We start from the raw sequence: 14,006 nt of genomic DNA on the forward strand, positions 1-14,006 counted from the left end.
TATTAACGTTTCACAAGCCCACCCATACAACCAATTACAAATATTCATCAAAACCATCAATGCATTAAAATAAAAATTAAAATATAGCCTTAATACTATATTTATATCAAAATTAGTTAATATTTTTTAAATAAAAAACATTAAAACTTATCTTTAGCATAAAACCTGGTAATCTAACTTTCACAGTAGTATTATTTACAGATATTTACGTATTTTGTTGTCAAAACATAGCATGAGATATTTCAGTAATTTATTTGGTCTTCATAGTGGCGAAGAAGACCGTAAAAAGGTTCAGGATGGTGTTTTAAAAAATATTTCGTTCAGAGGTGCCAATCTCTGGATATTGGCTTGTGCTATACTGATTGCCTCCATCGGTCTGAATGTGAATTCAACAGCTGTTATTATCGGGGCCATGCTTATCTCTCCATTAATGGGACCTATTGTCGGGACAGGATTTGCCCTCGCTACCTATGATTTTATATTGCTGAAAAAATCATTTAAAAATTTGATTATTGCTACCGGAGTCAGTCTCTTTGTTTCTTCTTTATATTTCTACTTAAGTCCTTTTAAAGAAGTCCAATCTGAACTTTTGGCAAGAACTTCCCCCACTATATATGACGTACTCATTGCATTTTTTGGCGGTATAGTTGGCGCTGTTTCCATCACAAGGGCAGAGAAAGGAAATCCGATTCCGGGTGTTGCTATCGCTACAGCACTAATGCCTCCTTTGTGTACAGCAGGATTTGGACTGGCAACTTTAAATTTCAAGTTTCTTGCTGGTGCTTTGTATCTCTATAGTATCAATTGTTTTTTCATTGGTATTTCCACTTTCCTTATCATTAAGTACATGAAATACAGCCCTGTTACTACAGGGAATTCAACTTTTGATAAAAAGCTCAGAATTACCATTACTGTATTGATGCTATTAATGATTATTCCAAGCTCCTACCTTGCTTATAATCTACTGAATGAAAGAAAATTCTCTCAGAATACTGAACGTTTTCTGAAGGATAAGTTTTACAACAACGGATATATAACGCTCTATAAAAAAATCAGTTACAACTCCAGTCCCAAAACAATTGAACTGGCATTCCTTTCCAAAAAATTTGACAGCACCGAAATCAATACACTTAATAAAGAGCTGGCTGACTATGGGCTCAATAATACAAAGCTTACTATAAAACAGAACACCTCGGATTTGAAAACTGAAATTCTATCAGAGATTAATAAACAAAGTACCAATCTCTCCGAAAAGGATCTACAGCTCAATGCACTAAGCTCTGAGCTGAAAAAATATAAAATTGAAAATCCAAAGCTTATTAAAGAAATCGAAATTCTTTTTCCGGAAATTTCGGAAGTATCCCTTGGAAAAATTGATAATTATTATCCAAACGATTCTACGGCAACATCTACTGTCATATTATATAAATCGGGTAAAAAAATAGACGAAGAAAAGCTAAAAAAATGGATAGCCGAACAATTGGGAGACAGCAGTCTTAAATTGATTAAAGAAGAATAAAACAGACTTTTTATTTTCAGGGATTACCAAAAATGCCATTTTTGGTATAAAGAAATATTTTTTCATATCTCTATTTTTCTAAAAGGCAGCCTTTCCGACACTCTCAAAGAGAATATATTATTTTCTGAAACATCATAAATCATCTACAAAATACAAACATGAGATATTAGGTGCAATATACAGCAATCGCATGCTATAGTAAGAAATCATAAGAAATCGTCATAAAACAAAAAGTAAAATTCAGTATGAAGTTTATAGTTTAGCTATCCAAAAGAGAGAGTACCGTAACTAAATTTCTCTTCAATAAGAACACTGTACTTTATAAGTATTTACAATAAATATTTATTTCAATAAATCACATAAAATTTAATTCAAAAAGCGCCAAAAAACAATGATAATATGATCAACAAGTATTCCTAAATTATGCAAAGAAACCTATTATTATTATTTTTAGTTGTTTTACACACCATTATATATGGACAAAGTAAAAAAGAAAAGGAAATAGACAGTATTTTCAATACCATTAAATCCGAAACCAAAAATCCCTACGTAAAGAAAGAAACAGGTAAAGCCTTGGAAATTTGTGAGGAAGTCTATCACATGTCTAAAGAAATAAACTATGTTGGCGGACAAATTGACGCATTAACTTATATGGCAGAAATATATGCCAATACAGGGAATACAAAAATGTCATTGGCAAAGGCTGACGAAGCAATTGCTCTGACAAGCAGAGATAAGAAATATATCATGGATTATTCTACTTTGCTTATTTCCAAGGGGACTTCCCTTTCAAAACTCGGGTACTTCGAAAGAGCATTGCAGGCTCTTCAGGAAGCAATAAATATTGCAGATAAAGCTCCGGCTAAATACAATAACCAGAAACACTACAACAAGGCCCTTACCTACTTTCTCATTAAGTTTGTGCATGAGCTTAATCAGGAGGATCCGCTAAGCAAAAAAGAATTAGAATATTATGTACACAGTGCCTATAAAGAGGCTCTTCAAATTACACCAGATTATCCACAAAAGTCTTACATTATGACTAAAAGCCTGCAAGGGCTAATCTCTGCTTATACAGATTGGGGAGAGTTGGAGAAAGCAGAAAAATACATTGCAGAAGGCGACAAAATCAATAAAAACACTGTATCTACATGGGAACTAACACGCAATGTACTTCTGGGAGAAATAGAAACGAAAAGAAAAAAATTCACAAAGGCAGTAGAGCATTACGAGATTGCTCTGAAACTTACCAAGGCTTATAAACTTGTATACGATCAGAAGCTCATATATACCCTTCTTGCTGAAAGCTATCACGAATTACAGGATTACAAAAACGAATCTCACTATCTCGCACATAATAAAAGGTTAAGCGACAGCCTTTCTAAAGTAGAAAAACAAGCCAGTAATTATATACTGAAAGATGAACTTAAAAAGAAGACAAAGCAAAAAGAACTGGAAAACAATGCCACTATCTATTATTTTTCAGTTCTTTTTGCTTTATTGATTACAGTTTATTTTGTTTATAAACAGTCAAAAAAAAGTAAAACACAGTTTCCCGTCCTAAATGGAAAAACAGAAATCGACAATGAGGATAGTGAAGATCATAAAAAACTAAATCTGCTAATAGAAATGGCTGAAAGCAATAATAGTACATTTTATTTAAAATTTCAGGAATTATTCCCGGATTTCAACCAGACGCTCCTAAACATAAATCAAAAACTTACACAATCCGATTTGGAATATTGTGCAATGATGAAACTGAACTTTGATACAAAAAAAATAGCCACCATTAAAAAAAATTCTGTAGGTGCTGTAGAAAGTAAAAAGCACAGAATCAGAAAAAAATTAAATATAACATCCGAAGAAAACATTTATATATGGCTAATGGATAAATAAAATAGTTTCTTAATAAATATTAACATAAAAACCACATAAAACGACCTGTTTTATGTGGTTTTAACTTTTTCGTAAGAAATCGAATGCTACCCCGAAACAAATCGGAATAGACATTTCTGAAGTCGCATGCTCACTCCACAATACATTTGCCATGTAAATAAGATCACTTGTTTTTATTGAGTTATTAAGCAGGTCATTTTAAAAATTAAATAATTGCACTACTGCCCCGAATCAGAACACACCTGATGAAATGGTCCCCATAATAGTTTTAGCATAAAGAATAGTGAGCGGGGCAGTTTACAATTAAAATATACCCATCAATTGATCATTTAATAGACAATTAAATAAACAGATATTAAAGTATAACAGTCATGGCAGAGAAAAAAATCATACCCATTAGCACGGAACAATTCCAAGAGTATTTTTCAGTCTATAATAAGTCCAATGAAAAAGACAACTCTGTAATATATTCAGGTATTACAGAAAACCTTAAGAACTTTGCTGTAGGTCATTATTTCTGGTTTGTAGCAGACTGTATCACCATGAAAACAATAGATGTAAGTCCGAATATAGAAATTCACACCCCGTATAATCACAAAGAATGGAGCAATCAGAATGTACAGCATTTTTTAGATCTAATTCATCCTGAAGATGGTCAATACTTACTTTCTGCTTTAGTTTCGTCTGCAAGAATTTATAAAAATATGCGCAGACCGGAAAAAAATAATATCCGATTTAATTTTTATGTCCGAATGCTTAACCATGAAAACAATTACCGATGGGTACTTATTCAGGCACCTAAACAATGCTTCAATAAATATAATCAAATCGAAAGTTCATTAATTGTTATTTATGATCTGTCTCATTTTCCGATAAATCATATGCCACTGCTGTCAATAATAGATGACCAGGGTAAAGAAATTCAATACTCTAAACACATTATGCTAAAAGATACAAAGCAGGATGAAATCAAACCTAATGTGACACAGCGTGAGAAAGAAATACTGATGCTTATGGCTCAGGGATTAAACAGTCCAAAAATTGCAGAACATTTGTTTATATCCTATCATACAGTAGAAAATCATAAACGTAATCTGAGAAAGAAAACGAATACAAAAACGTCTACAGAGCTTATCGCTTTTAGCATAAACAACTGTATACTATCAGTTTAGATCAAAACCAATACTTGATTAACATAAAAAATGACAGATTCATGCTATTTCTTCCTGCTAATCTGATATATAACTTTACAAACAGAAAATAAATATTATTATAAAGGAAATAGGAAGAAAATATGATTAACAATATAATCTCTGAATAGCGAATGAGAATAACAAAATTATTAGCCTTTATAGTAATATAAGCTAATTAAAGAGAATAACAAGATCATCATTTATTTGTTATTTGTTTGTGAAAACTGGAAACAGTTGGAGAGCGGGGTTTCCCCGCTCTTTTTATAAAATTATTTTTTAGAATTTATAATATCCCTGTTATTTCTATAAAAAAACAGCAGAAATCTCCTTTAAAGGCCAAAGAATTAAACTCCTTAGAACATCTATCAAACTTATATAAACAGACATTTTTTATTTTATAAAGACAATTATTATGAATTTGCATTCTTTTAATATATCAATAAGATCTTCTGTAAAAGGTTCTTTTCTTCTGATATTAAACAGTACTGTGTTTATAGCAGGTACAATTTTCAGTTTTATAACGTCACAGCCTCCTACATATATACCATTGGGTATTGCTTTTGGTTTATCCTCTGTTACCGGAATCTTATTTTTTCTCCAAAACAGTAAAAGTATTAAAGAATGGAACTGGTATACTTATTACAGCTTATTTATAGTAATAATAACCTTTTCATACCTGTACAATCAGGGGGCTTTTACAATCTCTTTATTAGGATATATTTCTTTAAGTCAAAGCTTTTTATTATTAAGCCTGGCAACCGATCTTAGAAATCAATCTTCTGTTGATTGGATAATACCGGCAAGACCAAGTGGTATGGCCATTCTCTTTTCCGTTATGCTTGTCGTTGATCCTGTATTCGACTTCATTCCTATCGCTCTTATTATAGCAGGACTATTTATTATGATTGCACTTAGCTATATATTACTCGTATCTGAATTAAAAAAACTCAACAGACATTATAAATCAATAAAGATCTTAAGCAGGGACCTTAAATAGGGGTGTAAAATAGCCAGCATATTTAAAATTATACATAACCAATAAACTCAAGATTAAATTATGGAGATTCCAATTAACAATATTCCCGACCAAGAAGCAAAACCTGGAGAATCATTATCTGAACAAAAATTGAAAAAAGATTATATTCCTCCAAGATTAAATGTTACTATCATAGCACATGAAAAAGGAATAATACCTACTTCTTTAGCCAGCTCTATAAATCATAATACAGAAAATGATAATCTTTCAGAATCCAGCAAGTAATTATTGGATGAATACACTATAAAAGCACTCTTTAAAACTATACCCAAGAATTATTTCTGTATTCGCATGAAGTATAATCATACTATCAAAATACTTTTTACAAATAAACACTATTGGCAATCAACATTTTAATTCACTTTAGGTAATACCGTAAGAAATCACATGCTCCTCTGATAAAAATCAAAATACAGTTTTTTCGGCTTACTACTCTCCGAATACTAATTTTGTCTTGAGAATAAGATTCACTCTAAACCACTACTCTATGAATTACACGCTCCGGTAAACACAAATGATGATAAAAGTTCCTTCTTTTAGTGAAATTACCAACACCCGCCGGAGCGTTGTTTTGCACCACAATTTCCACTGAAACAGAATGTTTTACATCTACCCTATGTTCTTTTTACCATAGAATAAAGAACTTTAGACAACACAACAGAGGATACTTTTGCTTAATACTATTAAAAAAAAATAAAATAGTCTTAAAAACATCATAATTAATCATTAATTAACGCATATACAGCTACTTTTGTCCGTTATTTGCATAACAATAAGCACACTTGATTAAAATAACATGAATGATTCTTTTAACACCACTATCAGAGGTTCTCTAAAAGATTGGTACTTTCCTGTGATAGCAGGTATTCTCTCTATAATAATGGGAATATTTTTATTTATAATACCACAGGCAAACTATACTCAGTATATTCTGTTCTACGGAGTTGTCTTCATTATTGCGGGGCTGCTTCGCCTTATATTTTCTTTTCAAAACCGAAGAATAATTAATGGCTGGGGCTGGTATCTGATTTACGGAATGCTTATTCTGGACCTGGGAATTTATTTAACTGTTTATGCAGGAAAATCATCTGTCCTTATTATTGGTTTAACGGCTTTATTGCGTTCAATTACCATGCTGGGCACTGCAATCGATTTGAAAAGACACGAGCATTATCATTGGGGACGTATTGCCACATGGAGTGCTGCAGGAATTATTTTCTCTACATTACTAATTTTAAATCCAGCCTCAGCTGGTATTCCGATTAATTTTGTCACAGCCTTACATTTTATAAGCATTGGCATTGCTGCAATTTTGCTTTCTGGAGAATATAGAAAAGTGAATCAGCATCATTACATTATGCGTAAACTCATGCGTAAGCTGGATGAAGATATTTAGTACCGATATATCAGAAAGCAATTATATTATATATTAGTTTTTAATGGATAACTAAATATTCTTCAGATGGAGAAATTAGCTCCTGAGACCGCAATACCAAAAAATGAAATGTTTGTCATATTGGTAAAATAATCTCTGGTTATAGAGATATTATGCTCAATGTAGACGTTTCAAGGGCTCAAGATAATTTTATTGTATTTGCAAATACCAAAATTCTGGATAGAAATATCAAAACACCATTTAAAATTCTCTCTAAATTTCTTAAATATATTTTTGAATAAAGTATAAATTATTTTGCGATTATATCTATTTAGCATTAAATTATATTAGTATAAAGCTTAAATTTGCATATCAGCAGTAATATTGCAAATGTATACTATAAAAAACAATGGATGATAGTTTAATGGATAACAGAAGACTTATTTTAGCTGAAAGCTTCCGTTCCAAAATTGCTGCCATTGTCAAGTTTCAAGATCTTATATGAAATTAGTTTTAAAAATATTTAAGTTTACCGGTAAACTTATCGCAGGAATCCTAATACTATTATTATTCTCAGGGCTATGCTATCGATTATTTAGTCCTAAACCAGTTCCACCGGGTAAATTAGTTAATATTGATGGCACTAATATTCATGTACGAGCAGAAGGTGAAAAGAAATCTCTACCCACTATTATTATTGAAGCCGGAGCACAAAGTAATACAGACATGTTACATTGGCTGGCAGAAGGTTTGAAAAACAATACAAGGGTTATACGCTATGACAGAGATGGAAAGTGGTTTAGTGAATCGAGTAATAATGATAATATTTCTCCAGAATTTTATGCACATCAACTCCATAAATTATTAGAAAAAATTGGCGAAAAACCACCATACATTCTGGTAGGTCATTCTATGGGAGGGCCTTACAGCCGAATATTCAGAGATCTTTATCCAAACGAAGTTGAAGGAATCGTTTTTATAGACTCAAGCCATCCTGAACAATGGAAGCGATTAGCTCAAAAAGAATTAGTTCCAAAAGGACAAGCAAAACTTTTAAAAATAGGATCCGTATTTGCAGATTTAGGTATTTTAGGTATTTATGATAACACAATTGGTAAACCTGTGTATCAAGGTGATGGTTTACCCAAAGAATTATATGAGCGATCACGATCACTAATGTCCAATTCTGGAGAAGTTTATCGTATGTTCTTACGAGAAAATGAAGTAACAAACGGAGTATTGCAGCGAGCAGGTAAAGCAAAAGATTTAGGTTCATTACCTGTCCTGGTATTTACTGCTGCAGAACAGTATAAAGAATCCCAAAAAGAGAAAGACAGAAAGGAAGGAATTGACCCTGAGAAACAGGTTCAATTATGGTTTGATATGCAAAAAGAACTAAAAGAACTCTCTTCTAATGGAAAACAAATTGTTATGAATGCAAGCCATGGTACTATCATTACAAAAAAAGAAAATGCCGACATAATCAACAAAGAGATTCTTTTACTATCTGAAAATATTGTAAAGAAGAATGATAAGTAAAGATTATACAGAATTAATTTTGTAAATAGTGAAGTTTCTTTATTAAAGATTCTAATATTAGATTAATTACCCGAAGGTGATATACCATATGGCTGTATTCCATCCATTTATTTTATCCAGAAGAATCCCAAAAAGTATTAAACAAAACCCAAGGATTAGCTCTAATCCCTGGGTTACATGTGAAGTTATAGAAAAAAAGTAAAAATTAATTTACGCTGGTATATTTTACTCATGCCAATGAAAGATCTCCTTGATTCATCAGTGAAATGGCAGCCTTTTTTAGGTATTAAAATTATCTTTCACATTTTACTTATTTCAAAAGCCACATCATCTTAGTGATGTCATCGTTACCTCCATACTGAGATTGTACAGCATTCTGATAATTGGTACTATTATAAGTGATCTCACCCTGAGGGTAGGTCCAGCGGTAAGGCAGCATGTTATTAGGTGTTCCGATACCTACTCCACCTTGCTGAAATTCCGGAAACCCGGTTCTTCTCCAGTTGTAGAAAGCTTCAAAACCAGAATTACAGAATAGAGATACATACTTCTGCGTTAAAATCTGCTTTAACCCCTCAGCTGTATTTCCTAAGTAAGCCACATTAGAAAGGAAAGTATTCGTATCTACTGTTACATTTCCAAGAGTACCTCCAAGTCTATCTCCTATACTCAGACTACTGCCATTGGAAAGCTTATAGAAACTTAAAGAAGCATTGATTCCCTTTGTATACCAATCACCGGCATCACCACTTGCCCATCCACGGTTAAGAGCTTCAGCAATATTAAAGCACATCTCGGAATAACCAATAAGTACATAAGGCTCCGCTGTGGATCCATCCTGAGAAGAGAAATATCTTTTATAATTGATATAGGAATAATCCCCTTTATCCGTCGCAGTATTTCCTGCAGTATCGGTTCCCGCAAATAAAACAGATTGCGCTGTATTGGTACTGGCCCCTACATAAGCCGAGAAGCTTGAAAAAGGAACACCTCCTACCCTATATTTAGCCGGCGCCGGAGTAGCAAAAACAAAAGTTCGTGGATCTTTCGTAGAAGTGGTAATATCCAGAATTGTTTTAGCAATATTTGCTCCATAAGTATATGACCTACTGGTATATACTGGATAGGGATTATAACTGGCATTAAATTTATAAAGCATATTATCCGAAATAGATTCCATTAGCGGATTCAAAGTAGGATTATTCAGTATTGCAGCGAATTGCCCTTTAACATTAAGATCCGGTGTATCACTTTGTCTTTTGCTTAAGCTTATTAAAACCCTTAAACGATAAGTATTAATAACCTTTTGCCATTGAAAATAAGTAAGTCCAAAGATATCTCCCGAAGCATCAGCTACTGTATTCTTTAAGGCCGGATAAGTCGTAATAGTAGTTCCTAAAGAAGTATTAGCCTCACTAAGAAGATTTAGTGCATTTTTAAAGACATCTTTCTGTGAATCATATTTTGGAGTCAGGTTTAAAGCATTTCCGGCTTCAGTCATCGGAATATCTCCCACCCTTTGAGAAAGCCATATAGAGGAATAAGCTTTAAAGAATTTAGAAAGCGAGGTATAGAAACTAATCTGTGCCTGATCACCAAGTTTTTTGGCCTGATCCTCCATTTTAACAGAATACAGGTAAATATCATATTCATTCCCCGAATCTGTCCAGCTGTAAGAGTTACTTCCCCAGTAATAGCTGTAATTGCTGACAAAATACTGATTGGTTTTATGGGCCTGAGAGAAAGGCATTTCATCGGATTTAATCAGATTCGATGTAATATGATTTAAAATTAATGAAGGCGGAATAAGTGCATCTTCTGATCTTGAATTGGGATTGCTAAGTAAGGCATCATCTCTGTTACAGCTTACCGTGATAAAGCCTAGAGAAAATAGCACTGCAATTTTATATATCCATTTATTTTTCATTGTTTTCCTTTTAAATTAAGTGTTGATTAAAAGCCGATACTTACATTGAAACCTATCGTTCTGGTAGAAGTACTCTGTAAACCTACATTTCCTTTCGCCCCACCAGCTGATCTATCTGAAGAGTTGAATCCTGCAGCAAAAGAATCCATATCCATATCCTTTCTTTTCGCGAAATACAAAAGATTTCTTCCTACAATAGAAAGGCTTAGAGATCTTAAGAAGGTTCTTTCAAGAAACTCTTTAGGGAAAGAATAGCTAAGACTCGCCTCCCTTAATTTCACAAAACTTCTGTCGACCATAAAGTATTCGGTATTGTTATATAAATTGGTAATATAACTCTGCACAGTAACGGGAGTTGAATTACGGGCAAACGTAAGTTCGCTCATATTAGAAATCTGCCCATTGACAAATTTGGGTGTTCCTGAAGTAATGACCACTCCCTGGCCCAAATAGGAAGGATTAATTGTGCCATTATCCCTTAAGGAAACCCATTCTTTGTATCTGGCATCACCAAAATCACCGGCAGCACTTTCATAAGCTGTACCTCCGTTCATGGCCTGGGCATACATAAAGTCATATATCTTTCCACCCACTCTGGCATCCCACTGGAAGTTTAAAGACCAGTTTTTATAAGATAAATTATTGGTAATACTTAACGAAAAATTAGGATTTAAGTTGCCGAGGAACGCATTTTGACTATCTCCACTTGGCGGCTGGTAGATAAGTCCTGCTGATGTATGGACAATATTTCCCTGATTATCTCTTACAAAAGCTCTTCCATAATAAGCATCCATACGATCCCCCACTTTATAATTGTGCCCGTTTAGCCACAGTTCATTATAGCCATCCGCAATTTCTTTTAAGGTTTCACGGTAGGTACTCCAATTGGCACTTAGGTTCCAGTTAAAGCCCTCTCGTCTTTTAAAGATTGCAGCGTTCAGACTCACCTCAAATCCTTGATTAAGGGTTGTAATACCATTAATATTGTGAAAATTCTGTCCTACGGAAGGAGCATTCCCAAGTGCATAGATCTGCGGTCCATTGATAGTTCTGAAGTATGTTGCGTCAAGCCCCACTCTGTTTTTAAAGAATTTCATGTCAATACCTGTTTCATAAGAAACTCTTCGGTAAGGGTTAAGATTTTGATTGGCAATAACTGTCGAGTAATCCACAGAAGCTGTTCCGTTGTAATAGCTGTTATTCGAGTAACCATTCTGATTGGAATAGGTAGGTCCGTCGTAAGAAGTATAAAGTTCTGATCCATAACGGAGAAGTCCTGAATTCAGAGTATTACCCGTAATCCCCATATAAGCAGAGCCAATAGTGGAAGACGTAAGTGCTCCTTTAACATCTGCAAATGAGCCTCTTATTTTAAGATAAGACAAGGTATTTCCAAAATTCAGGTAATCAGAAAGTACTGAACTGATGGATGCCGAAGGATAGAAGAAGGTATTATAGCCCTTTCTTAAAGTAGAGAGATTATCTAATCTACCTGTTGTATTGATGTTAAAGTAGTTTTTGTAACCAAAATCCACAGAGTAATAAGCACTGTATACCTGCATTTGTGATTCCCATGAATAAGCCAGCCCCGGAGCTTTGGTATTAGAAAGAGAATAAAGTTTAGGAATCGCAAGCCCTTTGGTTGTCGCCCAGTCTGATTCATATTGGAAGAGTCTCATACTAGCTCCACCTAATGCGGAAACATTCCAATTGCCTAGTTTCTTATTGAAATTAACCATTAGATCGGTGTTATTTTCCAGAAGATTACGCTTATCTACTCTGTAATCACCATACCATCCGAAACTATACCATGGAACATAGTCATTCAGATTGGTAGAAGGCGGAACTTTTTCCGTACGCGTTTGGTTCCATGTAGTAATCTGCGAGCGAAGACTAATATCCAGATCTTTATTGACACTGTAAGTGGCTTTTAAATATCCATAGACATCTGTTTTGCGGTGCGACCTCAACCATTCGTTCGCCATAAACCAGGCACTGTTCAAACGCCCATATTCCGAAGAGTACTGCATAAGATCCTGAACTCCCTGAGGTCCTTTATAAATGTCTCTTAAATCATTGATATCATAATCCGAAGAACCATATACCTTGAACATATAGATATAACTGTTCGGCCCGTAGTTTACATCCGGAATATTCGGCGTATACTGAAGACTTAAGTTAAGATTTCCATCAAATCTTAGCTTATCATTGATTTTATATCCCAGATTAATATTAAAATTATCAGCATTCAACTTGGTATTTGGAAACATACCCTGTTGGTATAAGTGGCTGTATGATAATCTTGCATCATAATTTTCCCCGGAAGAGGATAATGAGATATTATTTGTGCTGGTCATTCCCCCCTGTACAAAGTTTTCAAAGTTTTTCACCCCTCTTGCCAGCCAAGGTGTTCTTCCTCTGGTTTGGGTTACCGGATCCCACGGACTGTCATACTGCTGAATAGGTTGACCCTCAAAACGGGGTCCCCATTCAGGAAGCCTTTGCCCGTTATCATAAAGCACATTTCCATAGGTATATTTAAAACCTGTACCCCTTCCATATTCATACTGGCTTTCGGGTAAGGCAATAAAACCGGTATCAAACATCGTAGTACTATTGAAATCTACGCTCCAGCCTTTTTTGTTTTTGGTTCCTTTTTTTGTGGTAATAATAATAGCACCGTTAATCCCGCGAAAGCCATATAATGCTGCAGCATTAGGTCCTTTTAAGATAGAATAACTCTCCACATCATCAGGGCTGAGATTCCAGGTATCAGAATTAATCGGAACCCCATCCACAACAAATAACAGGTCTTTGCTTCCCCTTAGTACAATTTCAGGGCGCCCCAACATTTCAGTATTGGCTCCGATGTTAAGACCGGCAACCTTACCGGCAAGTGCATTTAAAGGATTGGCAGCACGTACCTTGTTTACCACATCTCCTTTTACCTCAGTAACATCGTATCCAAGCTTCTTTACTTCTTTTTTAACCCCCATCGCTGTAATGACCACTTCCTGAATATCCAGTCCCTTAACCGATGTAGAATCTTTCTTTTGTGATTTTGCCTGACCTGCCAGACATAGTAGTCCCAAAACACAAAAGGCATCTCGTAATCTTTTTTCCATTAGTTTTTAAGCAAATGTAGAAGTAAGAATCAGAGGCAAAGGTTAAGAACGGATGAATAAAACATTATGAAAATTTTAACATTTTCCCCATTCTAAAAGCCTTCTAAAAACACCTCAAATATAAACCCAACACCGCTATTATTGAGTCATTATTCTATTCTCAGTTATTAAAAATGATGTAAACTCTTATTCATAATGAAATCTTGGCTTTAAAATTTGCTTAAAAAAAGGTAACACTTCTTTAAGGTATGTTATCGGATACTTAAAAAAGCAGCTTATAAGATTAGATATAACAATAACAAAATATCTTTTTTTGAAAGAAGATATTCTCATCATATTATTTAATTTATTAAATAAAAAAGGCATTTCATTTAATCCTAGCTACCTGCTTTTTAT

9 protein-coding genes are annotated in these 14,006 nt (G+C 34.0%); 7 read left to right on the forward strand and 2 right to left on the reverse strand.

Translation table 11 applies throughout. From position 1 onward, the window contains the following. The first annotated feature begins 232 nt into the window (after window positions 1–232). The 7 genes from ATE49_RS18450 (at window position 233) to ATE49_RS18480 (ending at window position 8,558) form a co-directional block, all read left to right on the forward strand. Entirely contained in the window at window positions 233–1,519 is a 1,287-nt protein-coding gene (locus tag ATE49_RS18450; protein ID WP_065083297.1) for a DUF389 domain-containing protein, read from the forward strand. Window positions 1,520–1,942: 423 nt separating this feature from the next. After that, entirely contained in the window at window positions 1,943–3,415 is a 1,473-nt protein-coding gene (locus tag ATE49_RS18455) for a tetratricopeptide repeat protein (RefSeq protein WP_065083298.1), read from the forward strand. Between the two features lie 371 nt (window positions 3,416–3,786). After that, window positions 3,787–4,587 carry a LuxR family transcriptional regulator gene (locus ATE49_RS18460; RefSeq protein ID WP_065083299.1) on the forward strand — a complete coding sequence of 267 codons (801 nt, stop codon included), beginning with the start codon at window positions 3,787–3,789 and terminating at the stop codon, window positions 4,585–4,587. 433 nt (window positions 4,588–5,020) lie between these two features. Further along, window positions 5,021–5,605 carry a hypothetical protein gene (locus ATE49_RS18465; protein WP_081278513.1) on the forward strand — a complete coding sequence of 195 codons (585 nt, stop codon included), beginning with the start codon at window positions 5,021–5,023 and terminating at the stop codon, window positions 5,603–5,605. A gap of 60 nt (window positions 5,606–5,665) precedes the next feature. Beyond that, window positions 5,666–5,869: a hypothetical protein gene (locus ATE49_RS18470; RefSeq protein ID WP_065083300.1), complete on the forward strand. Its 204-nt coding sequence runs from the start codon at window positions 5,666–5,668 to the stop codon at window positions 5,867–5,869. A gap of 571 nt (window positions 5,870–6,440) precedes the next feature. Next, window positions 6,441–7,040, forward strand: a complete 600-nt coding sequence (locus tag ATE49_RS18475; RefSeq protein ID WP_065083301.1) for an HdeD family acid-resistance protein — start codon at window positions 6,441–6,443, stop codon at window positions 7,038–7,040. A gap of 480 nt (window positions 7,041–7,520) precedes the next feature. Next, window positions 7,521–8,558, forward strand: a complete 1,038-nt coding sequence (locus ATE49_RS18480; RefSeq protein ID WP_065083302.1) for an alpha/beta fold hydrolase — start codon at window positions 7,521–7,523, stop codon at window positions 8,556–8,558. Between the two features lie 310 nt (window positions 8,559–8,868). On the opposite strand, the gene ATE49_RS18485 is transcribed toward ATE49_RS18480, so the two are convergent. Then, entirely contained in the window at window positions 8,869–10,485 is a 1,617-nt protein-coding gene (locus ATE49_RS18485; protein ID WP_065083303.1) for a SusD/RagB family nutrient-binding outer membrane lipoprotein, read from the reverse strand. A 26-nt stretch (window positions 10,486–10,511) separates the two neighbouring features. Next, a complete protein-coding gene (locus tag ATE49_RS18490) occupies window positions 10,512–13,610 on the reverse strand; it encodes a TonB-dependent receptor plug domain-containing protein (protein ID WP_065083304.1) in 3,099 nt (1,032 codons plus the stop codon). Window positions 13,611–14,006 lie beyond the last annotated feature (396 nt).

The organism is Elizabethkingia miricola (genome assembly GCF_001675285.1).
Classification (GTDB): domain Bacteria; phylum Bacteroidota; class Bacteroidia; order Flavobacteriales; family Weeksellaceae; genus Elizabethkingia; species Elizabethkingia miricola.

Bases quoted from the DNA above. Each gene is read 5' to 3' on its own strand.
- ATE49_RS18465 (WP_081278513.1), top strand. From the start codon at position 5,021: ATGAATTTGCATTCTTTTAATATATCAATAAGATCTTCTGTAAAAGGT.
- ATE49_RS18470 (WP_065083300.1), top strand. From the start codon at position 5,666: ATGGAGATTCCAATTAACAATATTCCCGACCAAGAAGCAAAACCTGGA.
- ATE49_RS18480 (WP_065083302.1), top strand. From the start codon at position 7,521: ATGAAATTAGTTTTAAAAATATTTAAGTTTACCGGTAAACTTATCGCA.
- ATE49_RS18475 (WP_065083301.1), top strand. From the start codon at position 6,441: ATGAATGATTCTTTTAACACCACTATCAGAGGTTCTCTAAAAGATTGG.
- ATE49_RS18485 (WP_065083303.1), bottom strand. From the start codon at position 10,485: ATGAAAAATAAATGGATATATAAAATTGCAGTGCTATTTTCTCTAGGC.
- ATE49_RS18450 (WP_065083297.1), top strand. From the start codon at position 233: ATGAGATATTTCAGTAATTTATTTGGTCTTCATAGTGGCGAAGAAGAC.
- ATE49_RS18490 (WP_065083304.1), bottom strand. From the start codon at position 13,610: ATGGAAAAAAGATTACGAGATGCCTTTTGTGTTTTGGGACTACTATGT.
- ATE49_RS18460 (WP_065083299.1), top strand. From the start codon at position 3,787: ATGGCAGAGAAAAAAATCATACCCATTAGCACGGAACAATTCCAAGAG.
- ATE49_RS18455 (WP_065083298.1), top strand. From the start codon at position 1,943: ATGCAAAGAAACCTATTATTATTATTTTTAGTTGTTTTACACACCATT.